This window comes from Paraburkholderia metrosideri (genome assembly GCF_904848625.1).
GTDB lineage: Bacteria > Pseudomonadota > Gammaproteobacteria > Burkholderiales > Burkholderiaceae > Paraburkholderia > Paraburkholderia metrosideri.
The window spans coordinates 251,416-275,526 of record NZ_CAJHCP010000005.1; the positions used below are offsets into that span (position 1 = coordinate 251,416).

Here is a 24,111-nt window from a genome sequence, read left to right on the forward strand (position 1 = left end):
ACCATGTCAGCAGTTGTTTCATCCTTGACCCCAGACACAAACAGCACAAACAGCACAAACAGCACAAACAGCACAAACACCACCACCGCCGACGACACGCTCAGGCAAAAGACGCGTAATGCCGGCGTCATCTCCGGCGGCCACCTGGTGGCGAAGGCGCTGAAAAACGAAGGCGTCGATACGATCTTCACGCTGTGCGGCGGCCACATCATCGATATTTACGATGGCTGTGTCGACGAAGGAATTCGCATCATCGACGTGCGGCACGAACAGGTGGCCGCGCACGCTGCCGACGGTTACGCGCGTCAGACCGGCAAGCTCGGCTGCGTAGTCACAACCGCAGGCCCAGGCTGCACGAATGCGGTGACCGGCATCGCGACCGCGTTCCGTTCGGAAAGCCCGATCTTGCATATCGGCGGACAAGGCGCACTCACCCAGCACAAGATGGGCTCGCTGCAAGACCTGCCGCACGTCGACATCATGGCGCCGATCACGAAATTCGCCGCCAGCGTGTCAAGCACCGAGCGCGTCGCGGACATGATCTCGATGGCCGCGCGCGAATGCTTCAACGGCGCACCGGGTCCGTCGTATCTCGAGATCCCGCGCGACGTGCTCGACCGCGAAGTCGACCTGACGCGCGCTGTGATTCCTCAGCCAGGCCAATATCGGGCCTCGACAAAATCGGTCGGCGATCCGCGCGATATCGAAAAACTCGCGGACATCCTCGTGAATTCGGAGCGCCCCGCGATTCTTTATGGGCAGCAGGTGTGGACCGCGCGCGGTCATGAAGAAGCCGTCGCATTGCTGCGTGGCCTCGACATCCCCGGCTATTTCAACGGCGCGAGCCGCGGGCTATTGCCGCCGGGCGATCCGCATCATTTCGACCGTACGCGTTCGCAGGCCTTTGCGAATGCGGATGTGCTGATCGTCGTCGGTACGCCGTTCGATTTCCGTATGGGCTACGGCAAGCGCATCAGCAAAGAACTCACGCTGGTGCAGATCGACATGGATTACCGGACGGTCGGCAAGAATCGCGATATCGATCTCGGCCTGGTCGGCGATCCGGGCGCCATTCTGGCGGCGGTGTTGCAGGCCGCGAGCGGTCGTCTGAAGGATGACAAACGTCAGGCGCGCCGCAAGTGGATGGCGCAGTTGCAGGACGCCGAAGCCACCGCGACCGACAAGCTGATGCCGCTTTTCAAATCGAATAGCACACCGATTCATCCCTATCGCGTCGCCTACGAACTCAACGAGTTTCTCTCCGACGACACCGTTTATATCGGCGATGGCGGCGATGTCGTGACGATTTCCGCGCAAGCGGTGCGTCCGCGCCGTCCCGGCCAGTGGATGGACCCCGGCGCGCTCGGCTCGCTCGGCGTCGGTACGGGCTTCGCACTCGCGGCCAAACTCGCACACCCGCAGAAAGAAGTGTTGTGCTATTACGGCGACGGCTCGTTCGGCATGACCGCGTTCGACATGGAAACCGCGAACCGCTTCGGCGCGCCGTATCTCGCGGTCATCGGCAATAACTCGGCGATGAACCAGATCCGCTACGGTCAGCTAGCCAAATACGGCGAAGAACGCGGCAATGTCGGCAACCTGCTGAGCGACGTGCCATTCAGCAAGTTCGCTGAAATGCTCGGCGGCCACGGCGAAGAAGTGCGTGATCCTGCACAGATAGCCGGCGCATTGCAACGCGCCCGCGAAGCGATTCACCGCACTGGACGATCGGCGGTGGTCAACATCTGGGTCGATCCGCGCGAGTACGCACCCGGAACGAAAAACCAGACCATGTACAAATAAGCCGCAGTTTTCAGGAGACACGACATGAGCAAAGCACTCGACGGTGTGCGCATTCTCGACTTCACGCACGTGCAATCGGGCCCGACCTGCACGCAATTGCTGGCGTGGTTCGGTGCGGATGTGATCAAGGTGGAGCGGGCTGGCGCAGGCGATATCACGCGTGAACAACTGCGCGATATTCCCGACGTGGACAGCCTGTACTTCACCATGCTCAATCACAACAAGCGTTCAGTCACGATCGATACGAAGAACCCGGAAGGCAAGCAGGTTCTCGAAGCGCTGATCCAGAAATGCGATGTGCTGGTCGAGAACTTTGCGCCGGGCGCGCTGGATCGTATGGGATTCACGTGGGAGCGGATCCAGGAGTTGAATCCGCAAATGATCGTAGCGTCAGTGAAGGGCTTCGGCCCTGGGCCATACGAAGATTGCAAGGTCTACGAGAATGTCGCGCAATGCGCGGGCGGCGCGGCATCGACCACCGGGTTCGACGACGGGCCGCCCGTCGTGACTGGCGCGCAGATCGGTGACAGCGGTACGGGTTTGCATCTGGCGTTAGGCATTGTCACCGCGTTGTATCAGCGCACGCATACCGGTCGCGGACAGCGTGTACTCGCCGCGATGCAGGATGGCGTACTTAACCTGTGTCGCGTGAAATTGCGTGATCAGCAGCGGCTCGATCGCACCGGCACGATGAAAGAGTATCCGCAATATCCGAATGGGAAGTTCGGTGAAGCAGTGCCGCGCTCGGGCAATGCGTCGGGCGGCGGTCAGCCGGGCTGGATTCTGAAGTGCAAGGGTTGGGAGACGGACCCGAACGCCTATATCTACTTCATCACGCAGGCGCCGGTGTGGGCGAAGATCTGCAACGTGATCGGCAAGGAAGAGTGGGCGACGGACCCGGACTATGCGACGCCTGCCGCGCGTTTGCCGCATCTGAAGGATATCTTCGCCGAGATCGAACGCTGGACGATGACCAAGACCAAGTTCGAAGCGATGCAGATTCTCAACAAGTACGACATTCCGTGCGGCCCGATTCTGTCGATGAAAGAAATCGCTGAGGAACCTTCGCTGCGCAAAACAGGCACGATCGTCGAAGTGGATCATCCGACACGCGGTAAGTATCTGACCGTGGGCAATCCGATCAAACTCTCTGACAGTCCCACCGAAGTCAAACGCTCGCCACTACTCGGCGAACATACTGACGAAGTGATGGCCGAACTCGGTTATTCGGTCGAGCAGATCAGTGCGTTGCGGACTGCCGGCGCGATCTAGCACCCACTCGTGCAGACCATCGTCAATGAAGCAGGTCGAGCCGAAGCGCTCAAGGAGCGATGTATGGATACGTGGATGCGGTTCAGGTCGAACGATGGCGACATCGTATTCGGTCGTGTAGAAGGTGGTTATCTGCACGAATACAAAAGTCTCGATCAGCCGGTGCCGACCGGTGCAGTGCTGTCAACGCGGGTGCTGACACCGCTCGCGCCTTGTGCGCCCGGCAAGGTCGTCGCGCTATGGAACAACTATCACGCGTTGGCGGCGAAGCTCGACAAACCGGTGCCTGCGCATCCGCTCTTTCTGCTCAAACCCGCAGGCTCGGTAATCGGAGCAGGCGAGCCGATTCGCCGGCCGGCCGGCTACGCAGGCAAGATTGTCTACGAAGGTGAACTCGGCATTGTGATCGGACGACGCTGCCGCAATGCGAGTGTTGAAGAGGCAGCTGATGCGATCTTCGGTTACACGCTTATCAATGACGTGACAGCCGCCGATCTGCTGAACGAGAATCCGCATTTCCCACAATGGTGTCGCGCGAAAGGCTTCGATACGTTCTGCTGTATCGGGCCGAGTATCGTCTCCGGTTTCGAGTGGCAGCAAGCGCATCTGGTCACGATGCTGGATGACGTCGAACGGCAGAACTATCCACTTGACGATATGGTGTTCTCTCCTGCTGAGCAGGTCAGTCTCATCTCGCAGGACCTCACGTTCGAGCCGGGCGATGTCATTGCGTGCGGCACGTCGGTTGGGGTTGGATCGATCAAGGAGGGCGCGACGGTGTCGATTACGATCAAGGGAATCGGCACGCTCAGTAACACGTTGATCGCCGCAGGCGCAACGGCGGCTGCACACGCGGAGCGGGCCGCGGCAGTCTGAGCGGAGTTGGCGATTTATCGGCTACACGTCGTCGCATCGAAACACGGGGGGCAGGCATGCCGCGAGGGTCTGACAGTACAGTGTGGATGGACATCTGTTCTCGGCTCGGGCCGGATTTCGGTGCGGTACTCGTTTCTGCGTTGATTGCGGCGATGGCCTTTGGGCTGGTTGTTGCGCTTGCTTCTGTTATCACACGCAGCTTCGACTGGAGATCGACGCGCCGCGCGCATCTCGCGGCAATGCTGGGCGGCAGCACTGGATTCGCTTTCTTGTCCGGCGCCTTTGTACTTTATCTATCTTCGTCGGCTTGGACAGAGAGCGAGCGCTTCGAGCTCTATAGTGCAGTATTTATGGGTGCACTGGCTTTTGCGGCTTCCACGATTGCCTTCTGCAAATTGTGCGGTGCGTTCTCTTTGAAGAGGGCGGCGCGTCCAGGCCATAACGTCGTCAATCTGTTCGCGATCCTGCTAGGCGGCTGGCTCGGTTATGGATTCGTGACCGAACAGGCGCAGCCATTCGGACTTGCCGCGTTAATCGCAGCAAGTGCATTGGCGTGTGCGATCGGCGTCCATCTGACGACGAGTTGCGAGTATGACGGCGGGCACGCACTCGCAGCCGGCAAGCAAGGACTCATGGCTTGTATCGAATGGCATGGGGGAGACGAACCGGCGTGGGTACTACGCGAAATAACGCCTGGAAATGTACGCGCGGCAGCATATCGACACCGCCGTGACTGGCATAAAAGCAATAGTAGAAATGACGGTACAGGCGCGGCGGGGCGCTCCAGATCCAGAGTATGTAGCCATCGCCGGTTGACTCAATTCTCGACGCGTCGTCGGCTATGAACGCGCACACCGGCCAGGTAACAAGTGCTCTGGGTGACGGGATCGCAATCCCGCCGCTACAGTTACTCTTCTGCCGCCGAGAATTCACTGTAGTACTTGTCTTTCTTGTGCAGAATCAGTTGCGCGAGAAAGTCGGCGTCGTATGCGCGATGAAGGTGGCCATGATAGCGCTCGATATAGGCGGTAATACGCGCACTCTCGCCGTTGAATTCCTTAAGAAGATCGAGGGTGTCACGGTCCCAGCGGAATCGCAGGCCAAGGTCGCTGAACGCTGCGTTGTACGCACTCAGATGAGCGTCGTCAGGATGGTCTTGAGTGACGCGGGCAGAGCGGACACTGCTGTCGGATTCAACCTGGGTGTGGTTCATGATCGGCCTCCTCGGCTAACGAGTAAAAGATCTCGTTTGCAGAATAGAAGCACTGATCAATTTGCAATAGTTAAAGTTTTATTGGCTATCCATAGCCTACTGCTTATACACGCTCAATTCCTTGACGCGTGTGATCTTCTCGATCAGATGCGCGCCTTCTTCCATCAGGAAGCGTTTGAATGCAACCGCAACCGGCGGCAGACGTTTGTTCTTTCTATGCACGACATACCAGTTGAGCATGACGGGAAAGCTCTCGACGTCGAGCACCACGAGATGCCCCAGCTGCAATTCAAGGCTGATCGTATGAGCCGACAGAAAGGCGATGCCCATACCGGCAATCACCGCCTGCTTGATTGTTTCGGTGCTTTTGATCTCCATCGCGATCTTCAGATTGGCAAGGCGCCCGGCAAAGCCTTCTTCCATCGAATTCCACGTGTCGGAGCCGCGTTCGCGCACGATAAAAGCCTCGTTAGCGAGTTGACTCATTCTGATATTGCGCTTGTGTGCCAGCGGATGGGTGGGCGCAGCCACGATCACATAAGGGTGTGGAGCAAAGGGTTCGTTGGTCGCATCGGTTTCATGCGGCGGACGCACCATGACGGCGAGATCGGTCTGATTCGTCGACAACTGATGCAGCAGTTCTTCGCGATTGTGCACGGCGAGGTTGAGCACGACACCCGAATAGCGGCGCGTGAATTCAGCGAGCAGACGCGGAAAGAAATAGTCGCCCGCGCTAATTACCGCGACATTCAGCTTGCCGCCGGAAACGCCCTTCAGCTGACTCATCGCCTCGTCGACTTCGTGGAATTGCTGAATGATCGCGCGGCTGTAGTGCAGCATCTCGGTGCCCGCCGGCGTCAGATAGATCTTTTTACCCAGTTGTTCGAACAGCGGCAGGCCCGCATGTTCTTCGAGTTGCCGAACCTGAGTGGAGACAGCCGGCTGAGTCAGATGCAATTCTTCTGCGGCGCGCGAGAAACTCAGGTGGCGCGCTACCGTTTCGAAAACCTTCAGTTGCCGCAGAGTCGCATTGCGCATCGTCATGGCCGATGTATAAGCAAATGTGAATCAACATAATAACAAACTTTAATTATTCGTAATTCAGCAATGACCCTAGCATGGAACTGTAAGCAGCGAAATTGCCGGTTGGATATTCGGGGCAGTACTTGGCGCGGTACTCGGCGCGGTACTCGGGTTAACGCCTGTTTCCAGGCACAGTGGAAGGAAAATTCCCGATTAGCCGATCAGATCAGTGCTTTCAGCGCGAGCGGTTGATTGGTCGGAATAAATAACTTCCGGAAAAGCGATGATTCTTCCGGATCGCTTTTAAAGAAAATATAAAACAGACGCGAATATTAAATTTTCCCGAATAGCAAGGCTTTTCGGGTCACAACCAAAAGGTGGGACGCATACAGCACGGCGTGTCCTCCGGAGAACTTCCTTCGGAGCGTTGACCGGCTGCACTAATAAATAGTGGAGACAAGGCTCATGGACAATTTCACCCAGCAAACGCCCCGGCTATTTCTAGGGAACCGTTGGTGGCAACTCGTCATCGGCATGGTGTGCATGGCACTCGTGGCCAATCTGCAATATGCATGGACGTTGTTCGTCACGCCGATGAATGCGCGGCATCACTGGAGCGAAGCGTCCATACAACTCGCCTTTACGATCTTCATTCTTACCGAAACGTGGCTTGTGCCATTGGAAGGCCTGCTGGTCGATAAATTCGGGCCACGCCCAGTGGTCGCGGTGGGGGCCGTGTGCGCAGGGCTGTCGTGGGTGATGAATTCGTATGCGACATCGCTCGGCGTTCTGTACCTCTCCGCAGTAATCGGCGGCATCGGTGCGGGCGGTGTGTACGGTACTTGCGTCGGCAATGCGCTCAAGTGGTTCCCCGATCGACGGGGGCTCGCCGCCGGATTGACCGCCGCGGGTTTCGGTGCGGGCGCGGCGATTACAGTGATTCCGATTGCCAATATGATCACGCGCTCCGGTTATGAGCATGCGTTTTTCTTCTTCGGCATCTTGCAGGGCGTGAGCATTCTGGTGCTCGCACTGTTGTTACGGAGGCCGACACCACGTCAGCAAGCAGTGCGCAAGACCCGATTCGCTATGTCGAAGGTCGACTTCACTGCGGGACAGATGATCAGAACCCCGGTTTTCTGGGTGATGTATGTGTGCTTCGTCGCCGTGGCTGCAGGTGGTCTGATGGCCACTGCGCAAATCGGCCCGATTGCAAGGGACTGGGGCCTTGCGCGCATTCCGATGTCACTCCTCGGCATGACCTTGCCGCTGCTCACGGCCACGCTGTCTATCGACAATATTCTCAACGGGTTGACACGTCCGTTGTGCGGTTTTATTTCCGACAAGATCGGCCGCGAAAACACGATGTTCGTGATCTTTATTGGTGAAGGTCTGGCGTTGCTCGGCATGATGCAGTTTGGAACCAACCCCTACGCGTTCATGACCTTCGCCGCACTGATTTTCCTCTTCTGGGGCGAGATCTTTTCGATCTTTCCGGCAATCTGCGCCGACACGTTCGGCAGTAAATACGCAACCGCCAACGCGGGTACGCTATACACCGCGAAAGGCACGGCGGCTTTGCTCGTGCCGGTGGCGTCGGTGCTGGCCGCGATGGGCGGATGGAGTCTGGTTTTCACCGTGTCTGCCGTGATCACGATTGCCGCCGGCATCTCGGCAAAGTTCGTGCTCGCGCCGATGCGTTCGCGCTGGATCGAATCTCACAACGAGCCTCAGGCGGTGCTCGCAGTCGCGGGCAATGGCGGCCCATCGCGGCTGAGCAACTGGCCTGAGCAGACCGGGGAATAAGCGTGAACGACGTACGCGCGAAGACGATGTCGATAGCCACGCGGTTCACGATGTCATGAACGTTTCGCTGCAACAACTCAAGGTGTTTGTCGCCGTCGCGCGCGAGCGGAGTTTTACACGCGCGGCACGCGAATTCGATCTGACGCAATCGGCAGTCAGCCGCTGTGTACGTGAACTCGAAGACGCGGTCGAGTTGAAACTGTTCGATCGCACGACACGCCAGGTCGAATTGACGAGTGCGGGTGCCAGTCTCGAACGACGAATCGGCAGATTGCTGGACGAAATAGAACGGACATTGCTTGAGGAACGTACTGCTTACGAGGGACATACCGGGTTGGTGGTGATTGGCAGTAATCCCATGTTGTCGTCGGGTTGGGTTGCACAGTCTCTTGCGGGTTGTGCAGAAGCGTTTCCCGAACTGATTGTGTCGATTAAAGATCAACCGCAAAGCGGCGTGCTCGCGAGTGTGGAGCAGGGTGAGGTGGACTTTGGTGTGGTGTCGGTCGCAGAACCATTCGCTAGCGACTTGCTGCACGCGCAAGTGATTTTCACGACGCCGCTGCACGCGCTGATACCCGCCGCGCACCCTTTGGCAACGCATGCCAATATTGATTGGCGCGCATTGAATGAATGGAATCTCATCACGCTGAACGGCGATGCGGGTATACGCGTTGCGCTTGACGTCGCCTTCAATGCGAATCAAATGAAACGGCGACCGATGCAGGAACTCGGACATGTTGCGGCGGTTTCGCGGACGGTTGAGCTTGGCCTGGGTGTCGGTGTAGTACCTGTCGGCGCGCACTGGCCTTTGCCCCAAGCGTCACTCGTCACAAGGCTTCTGGTTCCTGAGGTGACAGTGAGTACGTTGCTAGTGCAGCGACGCAATCGCTCTCTCCGGCCTAATGCCGCCGCGGTCTGGTCGCAGTTTTCCGGGACTGTTTGCGAACCCTTACCGAGAACGGCTCCCTCTTCACAAATCTTCAATTGGCCGGCGGCGACGCCAGGCTGTGCGGTATTGCACGAACCTTAGTTTTGTTCCGGTTACCGGCGCCTGTTCACGATCGATTCGCCGGTAGTCAGCCGCACAACATCCCACACACGGAGCTTCATGATGGAAACCGATACCGACCTCAGGCACCATGATCTGCTGATCGACGGCAAGCGTTTGCCGCCTGGCACCGGCGAATATTCCGTCGACATCAACCCCGCCACCGAAGAACCCATTGCACTTGTCGCTCAAGGGAGCGCCGCCGACGTCGATGTCGCGGTTCGAGCCGCACGGGCCGCATTGAAAGTGTGGAATGCGCTGCGCGCAGCCGAACGTGGCCGCATCCTGATGCGTCTCGCCGGTCTGATGCGCGCCAATCTCGACGAACTCGCTGCACTCGAAAGCCTCGATGCTGGCAAACCGATTGCTGCAGTAATGCGTCAGGACGTCCCCGCAGCGATCGATACACTCGAATATTACGCAGGCTGGTGCGACAAGATCAACGGCCAGGTAGTACCGACGCGCCCCGATGCGTTGACGTACACGCTACGCGAGCCGGTCGGTGTGGTCGGCGCAATCGTGCCTTGGAACTTCCCGTTGATGATCGGCATGTGGAAGATCGCACCCGCTCTCGCGTGCGGGTGTACGTTGATCGTCAAGCCCGCTGAAATTACGCCGCTCACTGCATTGCGTATCGGCGAGCTGGCGCTTGAAGCGGGTGTGCCTCCGGGCGTACTGAATATCGTGACGGGCAAGGGACGCGTAGTGGGAGATGCCATGGTGGCGCATCCTGGTATCGACAAGGTGACGTTCACGGGATCGCCATCGGTTGGGCGCGGTATTTTGCAGGGCGCAGCAGGCAACTTCAAACGCGTCACGCTGGAATTGGGCGGCAAGTCGGCCAACCTGATTTTCGCGGATGCGAATCTCGACAATGCAGTGCGTGCCGCAGCATCGGGGATTTTCTTCAACACGGGGCAAGTGTGTTCGGCAGGCTCGCGGATTCTCGCGCACCGTGACGTGTACGACGAAGTCGTCGAGCGGTTGGCCACGCGCGCGAAGTCGATCAAGATCGGCGATCCGTCGTCACGTGAGACATCAATGGGGCCGCTGATCTCCGCGGCGCAGATGAAAACGGTGCTGGGCTATGTCGACGCCGGGCGGTCCGAAGGGGCGAGACTCGTGACCGGTGGCGCACGGGTTGGCGAGCGAGGCTTCTTTGTCGAGCCGACGGTTTTTGCCGACGTCGAGCACGAGATGCGTATTTCTCAGGAGGAGATTTTTGGGCCAGTCGCCAGCGTGATCCGCTTCGAGGACGAAGCCGATGCGATCAGAATCGCTAACGGCACACTTTATAGCCTCGCGGCCGGTGTGTGGAGTGCGGATATCGGGCGAGTGCATCGGGTCGCAAGAGACCTGAAGGCGGGGACCGTGTGGATCAATACGTACGGCTATACAGATGTGCGTTTGCCATGGGGCGGTTCCGGCGATTCGGGTTTTGGCCGCGAGCACGGCGACGTCGCCATTGAGAACTTCACTGAGCCGAAAGCGGTGTGGCTGGCGATTGACCAGTAGCGTCGACTCACGACATAAAAAGAAGGATCGAACGCTTACGGCGTTCGATCCTTCTTCACATGGCGCATCATTAATGGAAGTTTGCCAGCACTCAATTGCCCTGCAATGCCATACGCTCACGCAGCTTGATCAGTGCCAATACGACGTCGATAGTAGGAGTAGGCTCGGACACGAGACGCCCCATTTCCTGAACGACAGTTAAGAGAGGGTCGATTTCCATGGGCCGACGATTCTCGAGATCGACCAGCGTCGACGTTTTATGCGCGCCGACCGCACCTGCGCCATCAATGCGTTTTTCCACATCGACGCGAAAGTTCACGCCGAATTGATCCGCAATGCGTTTCGCCTCGAGCATCATCGTACGTGAGACTGCGCGTGTGCCGGGGTCGCTGGTGAGCACGTCGAGCGTTGCATGCGTGAGTGCGCTGATCGGATTGAAGCACAGATTGCCCCATAATTTCAGCCAGATTTCGTCGCGGATATTGTCCCGGATCGGCGCCTCGAAACCAGCGGTCAGCATGATCTCATGCAGTTGCTGAATGCGCGGTGTGCGTTCGCCGCTGGGCTCGCCGATCGGGAATTTCTTGCCGTACACATGTTTGATGACGCCAGGCTCGACAATTTCCGCAGCGGGATACAGCACGCAACCAATCGCTCGCTCGGGGCCAAGTTTTGTCCATTGACTACCGTCCGGGTCGATGCTCGCGAGGCGAGTACCGGCAAAGCGCCCGCCATGCTGATAGAAATACCAATACGGAATGCCGTTGACGCCCGTGACAATTGCGGTGTGTTTGCCGAGCAGAGGCTGCATGGCATCCACTACGCCTGGAAGCGAGTGCGCTTTCAATGTGACGATGACGAAGTCCTGCACTCCTAGCTCGCGCGGGTCGGAGGTACAGCGTACCGGCGCGCTGAAAGTCTCGCCATCCATGATCAGGCGCGCGCCGTGTTCCCGCATCGCGGCCAGGTGTGCGCCACGCGCAATAAAGCTGACGTCCGCGCCGGCGCGCGCCAGTTGCACGCCCATCAAACCGCCAATTGCTCCCGCTCCAAAGATGCAGATCTTCATGATGCCGCTCCCGTGACTATAAGAAGTCGCTTGCCCCACTGCCGCATCGTATCGTGTTCAGCCGCAGAGCCTCTGCGTGAGGATAAGAGGGCACGACAAATACAGATAGTTAAAGTTTGTCGGCTGATGCATTAGGGATTGCTTATGGAAGCCGCTGCGGGGTGATGCGCTTTAAACGAAGAGAAAGAACAGGATCTACGGCCGGAGAGTGCGTTAATGAAGCAGGCCGGAGCGCGAGTCGCCTCGCGTTGACACAATATCTTTAATTGAAACTTGTGTGATTCAATTAACTGCTTCAACAAACCCCGGGTCGCCGATCAAGGTGTCGACACTCAGCTTGACCGTATCTTCAATGGCAATGGTGCTACTGGTAAATTTCGGCGACTTCTGTTTGACCGTTCGGGTGGTCGAGTACACGACCTTGTGCGTGACGACATCGGTGACGACGTAGTGCATCTTCAAGGTCCAGAAAGTCGGCGACCGCGCGTCGTCCACCTTGAACACTTCGATGCTGCCACTCAATACCCGTTTGCTGCCCGTCAGATGAAAACCGGCAACCCGCAAGCTGCTCACGACGCTATTGCGCACCACCTCGTTAATGTCGTCTTTGAGAATGATGCCAGTCATCGCCGTGTTCTCAATGCGATTGGGTGACACCTGTCCGCTGGTGGCGGGCAGATAGGCGAAGTCGCGGGCGGGCGCGACGCTGAGCCAACCTGTAGAGTGGGTGGCCGCGCGGGGTGCACTGCTGTTCAGGCCGAACCACGACCACGAGCACGCGGAGAGCATTAACGGCAATGCGACGGTGCCGCAGCCTTTGAGCACGGTCGATCTGAGCGACGAACGCGTAGCGCAGGCCGTACGCGGCAGAGACAGGCTCCGTTGCGGCGACTCAGGTGCTGTACGGGAAAAAGCGGCAGTCGAGGTCAGAGGAATTGGCCTTTCAAAGGAAGTTCATCCCGGTGGATAGCAGCATGGTAACAGCGCTCCGGATCCCTGCGTGTTTCGGCCCGGGTGCACGGGGCGGCGTCCCCGACGGCGTGCCCATCATACCGGGCGGCTTCTTCAATACCCGTCGAATCAATAGAGGGCGGCTCCTGTCAGGAAACATCGGCACGGCGGACGTTATCTCACGACAATAACCGCAGTGTGTGAAAAGCATGTGCCAGACGTGCTTCATTAAAACAAATGGTCACGGGAAGCCGGCTTTCCCCTGGGTCATATCCACCAAGGCCAGTTGTGCAGTGTCGAGCGCATTGGCCGGCAATCGGACCGTTATTTTCACCAGCATTCCATAGGCGCTGTCCACGAGCGCGTATCCTTCAGCGTCGATCCATCTGCGCACTTTGGCTTCGTCGGCGTAGCTGACTTCGACGGTCAACGAAACCTGAGCAATCCTCTCGATCCGTGGCGCGTTCAGCAAGGCCGACGCGATGGCATCGGTGTACGCGCGGACCAGGCCGCCCGCGCCGAGTTTCACACCGCCGTAATAGCGCACGACAGCTGCCAGTACGCCGTCCAGATCGTGATGCCGTAGTACTTCGAGAATCGGCCGGCCAGCGGTGCCGGACGGTTCGCCATCGTCGGACATGCCGGACTGGCCGCCTGCGAGTAGTGCCCAGCAAACGTGCGTGGCGGCGGCATGCTCTTCGCGCAGACGACGCAGTTCGTCCATTGCGGCGTCGCGGTCGGCAACCGGTATTGCGTACGCAATGAAGCGGCTTTTGCGGATCTCGAGTTCCGCGCTCAGCGCAGCAGGTAAGGTATAGGTGGGCAAGGCAAAAAATCGGTAGATAAAAGATGGCGGGCCTTGCGCGGCCCTTTGGCCATCATGGTAACGGATCGTGGTGCACGCCGACGTAGCGGAAAAAAGCAGGGGTCTGCGCATGGGCGATCAGAGCACCACGCTGCGAGCGAATCAGGTTCCGCAGGTTCGTCTACAATTGCGAGTTGAACGCGCGCATCCGTCAAGGCCAGCGCGCCAAACAGGAGACAACATGCTTGACCTATCCACGTTAGGGACTTTTGTCGCTGTTGTGCTGGGACTCTTTCTGATTCCCGGGCCGGCAGTGCTGCTGGTGTTGACGCGCACCGTGCACGGCGGACGCAAAGCCGGCATTCTCACCGGACTGGGTATTGCAGCCGGCGACTTCATTCACACGTTGGCCGCATCGGTCGGCCTCTCGGCGCTGTTGATGACTTCTGCGCTAGCCTTCAATGCAGTGAAATTCATTGGCGCTGCGTACCTCATTTATCTGGGTGTCCGCGCATTGCGTGAGAAACCGTCGAGCCCCCAGCGGCCAGTCATTGCGCCGGTGTCGGCGTCGAAAGCCTTCTTTCAGGCGGTTCCCGCAGAAGTTCTGAATCCCAAGACGGCGCTGTTCTTTCTCGCGTTCCTGCCGCAGTTCGTGCGGCCCGAACACGGTTCGACGTTTTTGCAGTTCACCACGCTTGGGCTGATCTTTGTCGCCATGAGCGCGCTTTATACGACGCTGATCGTGTTGACGATTCGACCACTCGGCAAGCTGGTCAAGCGGCTGACATGGCTCACGCGTTGGCAGAACAAGATGATTGGTGTGCTGTTCATCTCGCTCGGGCTGCGTGTGGCGACGCAAACGCGTTAATTGAAGCGCAGGGTGTTTTCTTTTAATGCCACGGCGAGCCGCACTGCATTAAAAGAGCGATACGTAGATATCGCGCGCCCGGTATTAGTGAGCCGATGACAACGCCAACAAAATAGACGACGAAACGGCGATGATGAAAAGGCAGGTGGCGGTAAGCAGATCGTACGGGTAATTCATGGCTAGATCGTCGGGTGTGGCGGGTGGAAGAGTTGATCATAGGCAGAACAGTCCGACCTGACTGTCAACCATTGCAAAACGTAGCGCAGCTAACGCAGTCCGCGCGATCCAGGAAACAACCATGCCCGACCTCATGTCTGCTGAAACGCCTACCTGTGTACCGGAAATCGAATTCTGGTTCGATTTCGGCAGCAACTACAGCTATCTCAGCGTCATGCGTATAGAGGCGCTGGCGCAGGCGCGGAGCGTGCGAGTCCGCTGGCGTCCGTTCTTGCTGGGACCTGTTTTTCGCGACCTTGGTTTCGACAATTCACCTTTCGTATTGCAACAGGAAAAGGGCGCTTACGTCTGGAAGGATATGGAGCGGCAATGCCGCAAATACGGTATTGCACTCACGCGGCCGAGCACGTTTCCGCGCGCCGCGCTGCTTGCAATGCGTGTGGCACTGCTAGGTGCGGAAGAACAATGGATGCCCGCCTACTGCCGCAGGATCATGCAGCTTAATTTCGCGGACGACCGCGATATCGGCTCAATGGATGTCGTGAGCGAAGCTCTGGAAGCGCTGCACTTGCCCGGACAGCAGATCATTGCCGACGCGCAGAGCGATGCCAACAAGCTGCGTTTGCGGGAGCAAACGGCCGCCGCTGCGGCCAAAGGCATTTTTGGTGCACCGACGTTTTTTGTCGGCGATGAAATGTTCTGGGGAAACGACCGGCTGGACGACGCGCTGGACTTCTGCGATTCGATCGCAACGCGAGGTTAGCGCGAAAGGCGTTGTTTGTTGAATGCTATGAGCCGCTATTCGTCGCCATGCTGGCAGAAGCGGCGCCCCGGTACATGCGACACCACGGCCTGAGCGATTTCAAGCGCCGTGCTCTCGGCGGGAACTACGCGGCGGCTCGATTCGGGCACATGTTTCATGGTCCATTCAACCAGCCGGTATGAGCGTCCCCATGGTGGCTGCAGCGGGTCCGAGACCTTGCATGAGTTGATCTGGCGAGCCCATTCGTTGCCGGGCATGGTGCGCAGATACTCGACTACCGTCTCTTCAACCATGATTTGACTCCTTCTTCGCGGGCGGTTGCCCGTTGTTCGGCGTGTCGTCGATATTCCGGAGAAAAGGGCGCCGCCGATGCTCTGGCGGCTCAACAGGGGATGTTGTGCGTGCATGGTTACAGGGAAGAATTAAGCGAAACTTAAAAGGCATAAACACGTAGGCACGGCGAATTTATGCTCAAGACCCCGCGAGATTGGCCGTTATTACAGCCGTTGGGGCTGCTGGCCTCGCTTGGCCTTCGGGCTTGCCTTGCTGATAACGTGACGAATCTCGCTCAAACGCCGCTTTCCGACCGCCTGCGCTCGCTAGTCGACACTGTGCAACACAACGAGCGCACGTTGCGCCGTTTTCAGAATGTCGAATTGCGTTTGATCGGTTCACAGGACTTCGCGTCGTTTCTCGACACGCTGTTCGGCCATCTGCCGCATGAATTTTCCCTGACGCACGTCACGCTGTGGCTCGACGACCGCGCGCCGATGCTGCTCGAACTGCTTGAACCCACCGCGCTGCGCGACCTCGATTACGCCAGTCTGAAGACCTCGCGCGAGGGCGGTCTTGCCGCGCAAGGTCTGTGCGAAGAAGGGCGGCCATGGTTGGGACGCCCGCATGAGCTGGATGAGATCGCTCGCCAGGCGGTGTTTGGCAACGCGCGGCCACCGTCCAGCGCGATTCTGTTGCCGCTGTCCGCAGCCGATACCGTCAGCGGTTATCTATGCCTCGGTAGCGACGATCCGGAGCGTTTCGCCGAGGGCATGGCGACGGATATTCTGGAGCGCTTTGCCAGCATCGTCACGGCGAGTCTGGACAATGTCGCCCATCGCGAGCGGCTCAAGCAACTCGGGATGACCGACTCGCTGACAGGCCTCGCCAATCGGCGCTATTTCGACGAGCGGCTCCGTGAGGAACTCATGCGAGCAGTTCGTTATGGCGTGCCGGTGGGCTGTCTTTTTATCGACATCGATTGTTTTAAACGTATCAACGATACGTACGGCCATCAGACCGGCGACCGCGCATTGGCGGCGGTCGCGGCGTGCGTGCGGCAGCAGGTCCGGCTCGGTGATACGGTGGCGCGTTATGGCGGAGAGGAATTCGCGGCACTGCTGCAAGGCGACCGGGCCGACGCGTTGACCGTCGCCGAGCGTGTGCGGCTTGCCGTCGAAAGGCTGGATCTGCAGGACGATCACGGCAAACGCATTGCGTTGACGGTGTCGATTGGCGTTGCGGCGCGCACAGTTAGCTGTGCGCCGTCGGAGGCCGTCGGGCTGGGGCGCGCGATGATGGAAGAAGCGGATCGCGCGATGTATCAGGCCAAACGCAATGGCCGCAACCGGATCGAGGCGCTGGTGAAAGCGGACCGCGATCAGACGGCGCGCTGATCTGTGAGCATCGCCAGCAAACAGGTTGGACAACGCATGGAAGAACGTCGGGGTCCGGATGCGCGGGTTTTTCGATCAGCCAGAAACCTTGCAGCGTACGTAATCGACCCGACGAGGACCGCTCGGGTCAGCGGTTTCGAAGTTCTGGTTGGCGCCGCCTGGTGCGATATTCTGTCTGACAACGCTTTTAAACCCCCGGCGCATCCGGCGGCACCCCAAGCAACTGCAATGCTCCGCCCGTCACGCCGCTGAAGACCGGTCCCGCCACCGTTCCACCGTAGAACGCCTTGCCCGCCGGGTCGTCGATCATCACAGCAACGATCAGTCGAGGATCGCTCATCGGCGCCATGCCGACAAACAGCGCGCGGTAGCGGTTTTTCGCGTACGTCGCGCCGATCTGTTTGCGCGCGGTGCCGGTTTTGCCGCCGATCCGGTAGCCTTCCACCGCCGCAGCCCGCCCGGTGCCGCCAACGCCAGTGGCCATTTCCAGCATCGCGCGGATCGAACGCGCGGTGGCCGGCGTGGTCACCCGCTGCTGCGGATCGGTGGACGGCGCGGCCTGCGCGCTGCCTTCACCGCTGTCCTTCTGTTGCCGCAACAGACTCACGCGCTGCAGGGTGCCGTCGCCTGCATAAGCGGTATAGACCTGTGCGATTTGCAGCAACGATGCCGACAACCCATACCCATACGCCATGGTCGCCTGTTCGATCGGACGCCAGCGTTTGTACGGACGCACCTTGCCCGATGCCACGCCCGGAAAGGTCAGCTCGGGTCTCAAACCGAGTCCATATTCCTGGTACTTGCTCCAGATCTTCTCCGCCGGAAGGTTGAGCGCGAGTTTGGCGAGCGCGATATTGCTCGACTTCTGCACCGCTTCGGCAACCGTCATCGCGCCGTGGTTCGATGTGTCGTGGATCACGGCTGGGCCGATCCTGTACCAGCCGGGCGCGGTGTCGATGATGCTTTGCGGCCGCACCTTGCCTTCGTCGATGGACAGCGCGACGACCACCGGTTTGATCGTCGAACCCGGCTCGAACGTGTCGACCACCGCGCGATTGCGCAACTGGCGGCCGGTCAGCCGGGCCCGGTTGTTCGGATCGAAGCTCGGGTAGTTGGCGAGCGCGAGAATCTCGCCGTTGCGCGCGTCGAGCACCACCACGCTGCCGGCTTCAGCGTGATGTTTCGCAATCGCGTCCTTCAGTTGCGCGTACGCGAGTTGCTGGATGCGCCGGTCGATGGTCAGGTGGATGGTGTCGCCGTTATGCGCGGGCATCCGTGGTCCGATGTCCAGCACCACCCGCCCGAGCCGGTCGCGGATCACTTCGCGCTGGCCCGGCACGCCGAGCAGCTGTTCGTTGGCCGCGAGCTCGACGCCTTCCTGGCCGTTGTCTTCGATATCGGTGAAGCCGACTACGTGCGCGGCCGATTCACCTTCGGGATAAAAGCGTTTCGAATCGGCGATCTGCGTGATCCCCACGAGTCCTTCCTTCGACAGACGCGCGGCAGTGTCCGCGTCTACCTGGCGTTTCAGCAGCACGAAGGTTTTGTCGCCGACCAGGCGTCGGCGCAGATCGCTGACGGGCAGGTCGAGGAGCTTTGACAGCGGCGCGATGGCGGTTTCCTCGATCAGCTTCGGAGACGCCCAGACTTCGTAGGTCGCGAGGCTGACCGCGAGCATCGCGCCATGACGGTCGACGATCCGGCCACGCGTTGCGTCGAGTTCGATCGTGCGCTGGTAGCGCTTTTGCCCCTGATCGACGTAGAAATGCTGATTCACCACCTGAATCCAGAACGCTCGTCCCGCCAGCGATGCGAACGCAGCGAATACCAGCAGCAATACGAAAGTCGAGCGCCACTTGGGCAAACGCGCGGCCAGTAGCGGGTTCTTCGTCACGGGCGCGTACGGCTCGTGCGATTGCGATTTCTTGTTCTGGATCATTGGGCGCGGCTAGCGAGCAGTTCGATTGACGGACGTGGCCCTGATTGTAAAGAAAACGTAATGTTGATGCGAGGACTGCGCAAGTGGATCAGGTTCGACCTGCTGGCGCGGCGCGCACGGCAATAAAAAAGCCGCGTGGACTTATAAAATCCGCGCGGCTGATTCGTTCGATTGATGCGTCGACTCCGACGCGGCGTGTTAAAGAGGCGCTCCGTGCCTGTCGAGCGCCTTCTTTTTGGCGCTTATTTTGCTGTGTATGCCACCTCAGGCCGGCAGCGCAAAACTCGAAATCGCCTCGCGCAGCACGCCCACCTGATCCTTCAGCGAATGGGCCGCGGCCGCGGCCTGCTCGACCAGCGCCGCGTTCTGCTGCGTCACCTGATCCATCTCGCCGACCGCGCGATTCACCTGCTCGATCCCCGCGCTCTGTTCACGCGACGCATTGCTGATCTCTTCCAGAATCTCGTTCACGCGACGCACCGACTGCACGATCTCACCCATCGTCGAGCCCGCATTGGCGACCAGCGACGCGCCGGCTTCGACGGTATCCGTCGAGGTTTCGATCAGCGCCTTGATCTCCTTGGCGGCCGTGGCGGAGCGTTGGGCGAGGCTGCGCACTTCGGCGGCGACCACGGCGAAGCCGCGTCCCTGTTCGCCCGCGCGGGCCGCTTCGACGGCGGCATTGAGCGCGAGAATATTGGTCTGGAACGCAATGCCGTCGATCACGCCGATGATGTCGCCGATCTGCCGCGAACTGCTGGTGATCTCGCCCATCGTCCGCACCACATCATCGACGACGCGGCTGCCGCGCGTCGCGACATCGGCGGCCTGGCCAGCGAGTTGCGCGGCCTGCATCGCGCTTTCTGCGTTCTGCTTCACGTTGACCGTCATCTGATCCATGCTCGACGCGGTTTCGACCAGCGCGGCGGCTTGTTCTTCGGTGCGCTGCGACAGGTCCGTGTTGCCGGCGGCGATTTCAGTTGCGCCGACATTGATGTTTTCCGTCCCAAGACGAACCCGTGACACGGTTTCGACCAGCCCCGCCTGCATCGTCTGAAGCGCATGCAGCAGGCTGCCGTTGGCGTTTGCCTGAACCGGCACGCGGCTGGCGAGATCGCCGCGCGCCATCAACTGCGCATGTTCGACGGCCACTTCGAGATCGCCGCCCAGCGTGCGGCGAATGCTGCGCAGCACGAGCAGCATCACGGCCGTGGCGATCGCGCCGAGTGCCACCGTGATCGCGAGCCAGCGCAACAGGTTGGCGTAGAACGCGCTTTGCACGTCGTCCATGTACATACCGGTGACCAGATACCAGTCCCACGGCGCGAAGCGCGCCGAATAGCTGGTTTTCGCCACAGGCTTCTCGCTGCCGGGCTTCGCCCACAGATAGTCGACGAAACCGCCGCCCTCATGATTGCCTTGATTGACCATATCGACGAACAGGTGATTGCCGAGCGGGTCGGTGAACTGCGCGACGTTCTTGCCGTTCAGTTCGGGTTTGATCGGGTGCATCAGGATGACCGGCTGCGAATCGTTGACGGAGATATAGCCGTCCTTGCCGTAACGCATGCTCGCCAGCATGTCGAGCGCCTGTTTCTTGGCCTCGTCTTCGGGAAGCGTGTGTTGCTGGGCCAGCGCGTAGTAACGGCCGACGATATGGTTGGCCTGGTCGATCAGCGAGATCAACTGGGCACGGCGGTCAGAGATCATCGACGCACGGTTTTGCCATGCGCCGAAGCTGCCGATCAGGATCAGACCAATCCAGAGGACCGCGATCATCGAGGCGAGTTTTTTGTTCAGAGTCATAGCGATGGGGATAGGCTTTCGCAAAGAGGTCGGTCAGAGTGGATTTGCTCGTAGCGGGTAGCTTCCAGCTAACTGTGTTTACGGCGCGAGCGGTTTTATTCCGCAGGGGAGGGGAAACCCGCTGTTTTTACGGTGGTATTTGTCTGATTTATCGACCCTTCGCACGCTTTGCCGTGATTTTTCAATTCGCTCTATGAGGTGTTTATCTGATTGTCTATTGCGCGGTTTTATATTGACCAAAGCGGATTCGATATGAGACTGCACAAAGTGAGAACCAGGTAAATAATTCACCCGGTGTTAAGGCGTTGAATAAACCGGGATATTAAATAGATTGGACGGGTATGCCCCTTCAATTACCCGGCGGTCAGTCCTTCGTGCCGCCGATCCTTGCCTGTCATGAGTTGCATCAGGATTCCACAAAACGCCAATAAAATCCAAAATAGTGCGCATGGAGTGAAGAATGCAAAAAACGACACATTTCTCCACTTAATCACAACGACGGAAAATCGCTGTCATCAAAGAGACGCATTAATAAAAATTCCGCTATAGTCGCCATTTTCCAGTCGTCGGCCGGGCAAAAAAAGTATCGATAAGCCCGCTATCAGGAGTAGAAAATGAACGCCCGCGAACCCGCATTTATCGCCACTTCCCGCAGCGCACGTCTGCGCCAGATGCTGTTGAGCAACGAACTCGAATTCATCATGGAGGCCCATAACGGCCTGTCCGCACGAATCGTTCGCGAAGCCGGTTTCAAGGCGATCTGGGGCTCGGGCCTCGCGATTTCCGCCCAATACGGTGTGCGCGACAACAACGAGGCAAGCTGGACCCAGGTCGTCGACACGCTCGAATTCATGGCCGACGCGAGCGACCTGCCCATCCTGCTCGACGGCGACACCGGCTACGGCAACTTCAACAACGTGCGCCGCCTCGTGCGCAAGCTCGAACAACGCGGCATCGCCGGCGTGTGTATCGAAGACAAGCAGTTTCCGAAGACCAATAGCTTCATCAACGGCGAAGCGCAGCCGCTTGCCGACATGGACGAGTTTTGCGGCAAGATCAAGGCCGGCAAAGACTCGCAGTCCGATGAGAATTTCTCGATCGTCGCGCGCGTCGAAGCGCTGATCGCGGGCTGGGGCATGGACGAAGCGCTGCGTCGCGCGGAAGCGTACCGGCAAGCCGGCGCAGACGCGATTCTGATTCACAGCAAGCTGTCACGTCCCGACGAAATTCTCGAATTCGCGCGTGAATGGGCCGGCCGTGGTCCGCTCGTGATCGTGCCGACCAAGTACTACAGCACGCCGACTGAAGTGTTCCGCGAAGCCGGCATCAGCACGGTGATCTGGGCGAACCATCTGATTCGCTCGGCAACCTCGGCGATGCAGGCGGTCGCGAAGGAAATTCATTCGAGCGAAACGCTGGTCAACGTCGAAGACAGCATTGCTGCCGTCAATGAAATCTTCCGTCTGCAGGATGCCGACGAATACTCGGAAGCGGAAGACCGTTATCTGTCGAGCGGCCGTGCAGCGGGCGCGGCGGTCGTGCTCGCGGCGAGCCGTGGCAAGGGCCTCGAAGCCGTCACCGAAGACCGCCCCAAAGTGATGCTGCCGATTGCCGGCAAGCCGCTGCTGCGCTGGCTGGTCGACTCGTTCAAGAAGCAGGGTGTCAACGACATCACCGTGGTTGGCGGCTATCGTGCCGATGCAATCGAAACGGCGGGTATCAAGCTGGTCGTCAACGAACAGCACGCGCAAACCGGCGAACTCGCTTCGTTGGCGTGCGCGATCGACAAACTCGCGGGCGACACCGTGATCTCGTATGGCGATCTGCTGTTCCGCAGCTACATCCTGCGCGATCTGGTGGAAAGCGAAGCCGCGTTCAGCGTGGTGGTCGATTCGTCGTCGACCGATACGGAAAATGCCAGCGTGCGCGATTTCGCGTGGTGCTCGGCGGCCGACGACCGCGGGCTGTTCGGCAGCAAAGTGACGTTGCGTCATGTGTCGAGCGGCAAAGATGCATCGTCGGCCATCGCTTCGCAATCGCCGCACGGCCGCTGGGTGGGTCTGCTGAACGTGCGCGACGCAGGCCGCGAGCGTTTGCAGGCGGTGATGAGCCAGTTGCAGGCCCGCGCCGATTTCGCGTCGCTCGATATGCCCGCGCTGCTGAATGCGCTGATCGAAGCGGGTGAGGCGATCGAAGTGCAATACGTGCACGGCCACTGGCGCGGTGTGAACGATCTCGAAGACTTCCGTCGTGCCGGCGATTTCGCCCATGCGCAAGCACCGTTCGCAACGGCAGACAATCTGGCGAAGGGTGCTAAAAGCGGAGCCGCGCAATGATCGACGCAGCACAGTTCGTCGAGGCGGCGCGCGAGCGCGGCTTCGACTGGTACGCGGGCGTGCCGTGTTCGTATCTGACGCCGTTTATCAACTACGTGCTGCAGGACGAGTCGCTGCATTACGTGTCGGCGGCGAATGAGGGCGATGCGGTGGCGCTGATCGCGGGCGTCACGCTCGGTGCGCAGAACGGCCGTCGCGGCGTCACGATGATGCAGAACTCGGGCCTTGGCAATGCGGTGAGCCCGCTCACTTCGCTCACGTGGACCTTCCGTTTGCCGCAATTGCTGATCGTCACGTGGCGCGGCCAGCCTGGTGTCGCGGATGAACCGCAGCACGCGCTGATGGGCCCGGTCACGCCCGCGATGCTCGACACGATGGAAATTCCGTGGGAGACATTCCCTACCGAAGCCGATGCAATCGGCCCGGCACTGGATCGCGCCACTGCGTACATGGACGAAACGGGCCGCCCGTACGCGCTGGTGATGCAGAAGGGCAGCGTCGCACCGTACGAATTGAAGGACAGCCGTTCGAACTCGCGCCGTAGTGCCGTTGCGCCGCGTGCGCAGTTCCGCGATGTCGCTGCGAGCGAGCTGGCCACGCGTCACGAAGCGTTGCAGAAAGTGATCGCGCATACGCCGCTCGAATCGACAGTGGTGCTTGCGTCGACCGGTTTCTGCGGACGCGAACTCTACGCGATCGACGACCGCCCGAACCAGTTGTACATGGTCGGCTCGATGGGCTGCGTCACGCCGTTCGCGTTGGGTCTCGCGATGTCGCGTCCCGACCTGCACGTGGTCGCGGTAGATGGCGACGGCGCCGCGCTGATGCGCATGGGCGCGTTCGCGACGCTCGGCGCTTACGGTCCGTCGAATCTCACGCACGTGTTGCTCGATAACGGCGCGCACGACTCGACCGGCGGACAGGCGACGGTGTCGTCGCAAGTGTCGTTTGCGGGGGTTGCTGCGGCGTGCGGTTATGCGTCGGCGGTTGAAAGCGACGATCCGGTTGTGATCGATGAACTGTTCGATGCGCCGCCCGTCGACGGCCCGCGCTTCGTGCGTCTCGCGATTCGCCGTGGTACGCCCGACGGTCTGCCGCGTCCCACCATTACTCCGCCCGATGTGAAGACGCGTCTGATGCGCCACATCGGCGCGGCATAAAGCGAGGAGAA

The 24,111-nt window shown here is 59.5% G+C and carries 20 protein-coding genes; 12 read left to right on the forward strand and 8 right to left on the reverse strand.

Annotated features, from left to right (window positions below):
- Positions 1-3: 3 nt before the first annotated feature.
- The 4 genes from LMG28727_RS12230 to LMG28727_RS12245 all read left to right on the forward strand — a co-directional run bounded on the left by LMG28727_RS12230 (position 4) and on the right by LMG28727_RS12245 (position 4,796).
- Positions 4-1,803 (forward strand): thiamine pyrophosphate-binding protein, encoded by a 1,800-nt coding sequence (locus tag LMG28727_RS12230; RefSeq protein ID WP_201642583.1) that lies wholly within the window; start codon positions 4-6, stop codon positions 1,801-1,803.
- Between the two features lie 24 nt (positions 1,804-1,827).
- Entirely contained in the window at positions 1,828-3,075 is a 1,248-nt protein-coding gene (frc, locus tag LMG28727_RS12235; protein WP_201642584.1) for a formyl-CoA transferase, read from the forward strand.
- A gap of 63 nt (positions 3,076-3,138) precedes the next feature.
- Positions 3,139-3,951 carry a fumarylacetoacetate hydrolase family protein gene (locus LMG28727_RS12240; protein ID WP_201642585.1) on the forward strand — a complete coding sequence of 271 codons (813 nt, stop codon included), beginning with the start codon at positions 3,139-3,141 and terminating at the stop codon, positions 3,949-3,951.
- Between the two features lie 86 nt (positions 3,952-4,037).
- Positions 4,038-4,796 (forward strand): NAD(P)(+) transhydrogenase (Re/Si-specific) subunit beta, encoded by a 759-nt coding sequence (locus LMG28727_RS12245; RefSeq protein ID WP_236591772.1) that lies wholly within the window; start codon positions 4,038-4,040, stop codon positions 4,794-4,796.
- A 62-nt stretch (positions 4,797-4,858) separates the two neighbouring features.
- On the opposite strand, the gene LMG28727_RS12250 is transcribed toward LMG28727_RS12245, so the two are convergent.
- Both LMG28727_RS12250 and LMG28727_RS12255 read right to left on the reverse strand, forming a co-directional pair.
- Complete coding sequence (locus LMG28727_RS12250) at positions 4,859-5,164, reverse strand: HAD family hydrolase (protein ID WP_201642587.1); 306 nt, start codon at positions 5,162-5,164, stop codon at positions 4,859-4,861.
- 96 nt (positions 5,165-5,260) lie between these two features.
- Positions 5,261-6,208 carry a LysR family transcriptional regulator gene (locus tag LMG28727_RS12255; protein ID WP_201642588.1) on the reverse strand — a complete coding sequence of 316 codons (948 nt, stop codon included), beginning with the start codon at positions 6,206-6,208 and terminating at the stop codon, positions 5,261-5,263.
- Positions 6,209-6,652: 444 nt separating this feature from the next.
- Here LMG28727_RS12255 and oxlT point away from each other — a divergent pair, with 444 nt between their 5' ends.
- From oxlT to LMG28727_RS12270, 3 genes are all read left to right on the forward strand, one after another.
- Positions 6,653-7,993, forward strand: coding sequence for an oxalate/formate MFS antiporter (gene oxlT, locus LMG28727_RS12260; protein ID WP_201642589.1), 1,341 nt, complete (start codon positions 6,653-6,655; stop codon positions 7,991-7,993).
- A 55-nt stretch (positions 7,994-8,048) separates the two neighbouring features.
- Entirely contained in the window at positions 8,049-9,023 is a 975-nt protein-coding gene (locus LMG28727_RS12265; protein WP_201642590.1) for a LysR family transcriptional regulator, read from the forward strand.
- 81 nt (positions 9,024-9,104) lie between these two features.
- The gene (locus LMG28727_RS12270; protein ID WP_201642877.1) at positions 9,105-10,556 is read left to right on the forward strand and encodes an aldehyde dehydrogenase family protein; all 1,452 of its coding nucleotides are present in this window, start codon (positions 9,105-9,107) and stop codon (positions 10,554-10,556) included.
- A gap of 91 nt (positions 10,557-10,647) precedes the next feature.
- Here the strand turns inward: LMG28727_RS12270 and LMG28727_RS12275 are convergent, their stop codons facing one another.
- From LMG28727_RS12275 to LMG28727_RS12285, 3 genes are all read right to left on the reverse strand, one after another.
- Positions 10,648-11,625 carry a 2-dehydropantoate 2-reductase gene (locus LMG28727_RS12275; protein ID WP_201642591.1) on the reverse strand — a complete coding sequence of 326 codons (978 nt, stop codon included), beginning with the start codon at positions 11,623-11,625 and terminating at the stop codon, positions 10,648-10,650.
- 282 nt (positions 11,626-11,907) lie between these two features.
- A complete protein-coding gene (locus LMG28727_RS12280) occupies positions 11,908-12,450 on the reverse strand; it encodes a hypothetical protein (protein ID WP_201642592.1) in 543 nt (180 codons plus the stop codon).
- Between the two features lie 367 nt (positions 12,451-12,817).
- Complete coding sequence (locus LMG28727_RS12285) at positions 12,818-13,402, reverse strand: IMPACT family protein (RefSeq protein ID WP_201642593.1); 585 nt, start codon at positions 13,400-13,402, stop codon at positions 12,818-12,820.
- A gap of 220 nt (positions 13,403-13,622) precedes the next feature.
- On the opposite strand from LMG28727_RS12285, the gene LMG28727_RS12290 reads away from it, so the two are divergent.
- Both LMG28727_RS12290 and LMG28727_RS12295 read left to right on the forward strand, forming a co-directional pair.
- The gene (locus tag LMG28727_RS12290) at positions 13,623-14,249 is read left to right on the forward strand and encodes a LysE family translocator (RefSeq protein WP_201642594.1); all 627 of its coding nucleotides are present in this window, start codon (positions 13,623-13,625) and stop codon (positions 14,247-14,249) included.
- Between the two features lie 298 nt (positions 14,250-14,547).
- Positions 14,548-15,189 carry a 2-hydroxychromene-2-carboxylate isomerase gene (locus LMG28727_RS12295; RefSeq protein ID WP_236591774.1) on the forward strand — a complete coding sequence of 214 codons (642 nt, stop codon included), beginning with the start codon at positions 14,548-14,550 and terminating at the stop codon, positions 15,187-15,189.
- A 35-nt stretch (positions 15,190-15,224) separates the two neighbouring features.
- Here LMG28727_RS12295 and LMG28727_RS12300 read toward each other — a convergent pair whose 3' ends face one another.
- Positions 15,225-15,482: a DUF2866 domain-containing protein gene (locus LMG28727_RS12300; RefSeq protein ID WP_201642595.1), complete on the reverse strand. Its 258-nt coding sequence runs from the start codon at positions 15,480-15,482 to the stop codon at positions 15,225-15,227.
- Positions 15,483-15,743: 261 nt separating this feature from the next.
- Here LMG28727_RS12300 and LMG28727_RS12305 point away from each other — a divergent pair, with 261 nt between their 5' ends.
- Complete coding sequence (locus tag LMG28727_RS12305) at positions 15,744-16,859, forward strand: GGDEF domain-containing protein (protein WP_201642879.1); 1,116 nt, start codon at positions 15,744-15,746, stop codon at positions 16,857-16,859.
- A gap of 187 nt (positions 16,860-17,046) precedes the next feature.
- On the opposite strand, the gene LMG28727_RS12310 is transcribed toward LMG28727_RS12305, so the two are convergent.
- Together LMG28727_RS12310 and LMG28727_RS12315 are read right to left on the reverse strand one after the other, a co-directional pair.
- Positions 17,047-18,798 carry a peptidoglycan D,D-transpeptidase FtsI family protein gene (locus tag LMG28727_RS12310; RefSeq protein WP_201642596.1) on the reverse strand — a complete coding sequence of 584 codons (1,752 nt, stop codon included), beginning with the start codon at positions 18,796-18,798 and terminating at the stop codon, positions 17,047-17,049.
- Positions 18,799-19,062: 264 nt separating this feature from the next.
- Entirely contained in the window at positions 19,063-20,604 is a 1,542-nt protein-coding gene (locus LMG28727_RS12315; RefSeq protein WP_201642597.1) for a methyl-accepting chemotaxis protein, read from the reverse strand.
- 614 nt (positions 20,605-21,218) lie between these two features.
- On the opposite strand from LMG28727_RS12315, the gene aepX reads away from it, so the two are divergent.
- Together aepX and aepY are read left to right on the forward strand one after the other, a co-directional pair.
- Positions 21,219-22,940, forward strand: coding sequence for a phosphoenolpyruvate mutase (aepX, locus tag LMG28727_RS12320; protein ID WP_201642598.1), 1,722 nt, complete (start codon positions 21,219-21,221; stop codon positions 22,938-22,940).
- Positions 22,937-24,100, forward strand: coding sequence for a phosphonopyruvate decarboxylase (gene aepY / locus LMG28727_RS12325; protein ID WP_201642599.1), 1,164 nt, complete (start codon positions 22,937-22,939; stop codon positions 24,098-24,100). The genes aepX and aepY overlap by 4 nt, the downstream gene beginning before the upstream one ends.
- Positions 24,101-24,111 lie beyond the last annotated feature (11 nt).

What these genes read in the sequence shown, in the direction of transcription:
- aepY (WP_201642599.1), top strand. Translation starts at nt 22,937, where the DNA reads ATGATCGACGCAGCACAGTTCGTCGAGGCGGCGCGCGAGCGCGGCTTC.
- LMG28727_RS12245 (WP_236591772.1), top strand. Translation starts at nt 4,038, where the DNA reads ATGGACATCTGTTCTCGGCTCGGGCCGGATTTCGGTGCGGTACTCGTT.
- LMG28727_RS12295 (WP_236591774.1), top strand. Translation starts at nt 14,548, where the DNA reads ATGCCCGACCTCATGTCTGCTGAAACGCCTACCTGTGTACCGGAAATC.
- LMG28727_RS12290 (WP_201642594.1), top strand. Translation starts at nt 13,623, where the DNA reads ATGCTTGACCTATCCACGTTAGGGACTTTTGTCGCTGTTGTGCTGGGA.
- LMG28727_RS12240 (WP_201642585.1), top strand. Translation starts at nt 3,139, where the DNA reads ATGGATACGTGGATGCGGTTCAGGTCGAACGATGGCGACATCGTATTC.
- aepX (WP_201642598.1), top strand. Translation starts at nt 21,219, where the DNA reads ATGAACGCCCGCGAACCCGCATTTATCGCCACTTCCCGCAGCGCACGT.
- LMG28727_RS12270 (WP_201642877.1), top strand. Translation starts at nt 9,105, where the DNA reads ATGGAAACCGATACCGACCTCAGGCACCATGATCTGCTGATCGACGGC.
- LMG28727_RS12255 (WP_201642588.1), bottom strand. Translation starts at nt 6,208, where the DNA reads ATGACGATGCGCAATGCGACTCTGCGGCAACTGAAGGTTTTCGAAACG.
- LMG28727_RS12310 (WP_201642596.1), bottom strand. Translation starts at nt 18,798, where the DNA reads ATGATCCAGAACAAGAAATCGCAATCGCACGAGCCGTACGCGCCCGTG.
- oxlT (WP_201642589.1), top strand. Translation starts at nt 6,653, where the DNA reads ATGGACAATTTCACCCAGCAAACGCCCCGGCTATTTCTAGGGAACCGT.
- LMG28727_RS12275 (WP_201642591.1), bottom strand. Translation starts at nt 11,625, where the DNA reads ATGAAGATCTGCATCTTTGGAGCGGGAGCAATTGGCGGTTTGATGGGC.
- frc (WP_201642584.1), top strand. Translation starts at nt 1,828, where the DNA reads ATGAGCAAAGCACTCGACGGTGTGCGCATTCTCGACTTCACGCACGTG.
- LMG28727_RS12265 (WP_201642590.1), top strand. Translation starts at nt 8,049, where the DNA reads ATGAACGTTTCGCTGCAACAACTCAAGGTGTTTGTCGCCGTCGCGCGC.
- LMG28727_RS12250 (WP_201642587.1), bottom strand. Translation starts at nt 5,164, where the DNA reads ATGAACCACACCCAGGTTGAATCCGACAGCAGTGTCCGCTCTGCCCGC.
- LMG28727_RS12315 (WP_201642597.1), bottom strand. Translation starts at nt 20,604, where the DNA reads ATGACTCTGAACAAAAAACTCGCCTCGATGATCGCGGTCCTCTGGATT.
- LMG28727_RS12300 (WP_201642595.1), bottom strand. Translation starts at nt 15,482, where the DNA reads ATGGTTGAAGAGACGGTAGTCGAGTATCTGCGCACCATGCCCGGCAAC.
- LMG28727_RS12230 (WP_201642583.1), top strand. Translation starts at nt 4, where the DNA reads ATGTCAGCAGTTGTTTCATCCTTGACCCCAGACACAAACAGCACAAAC.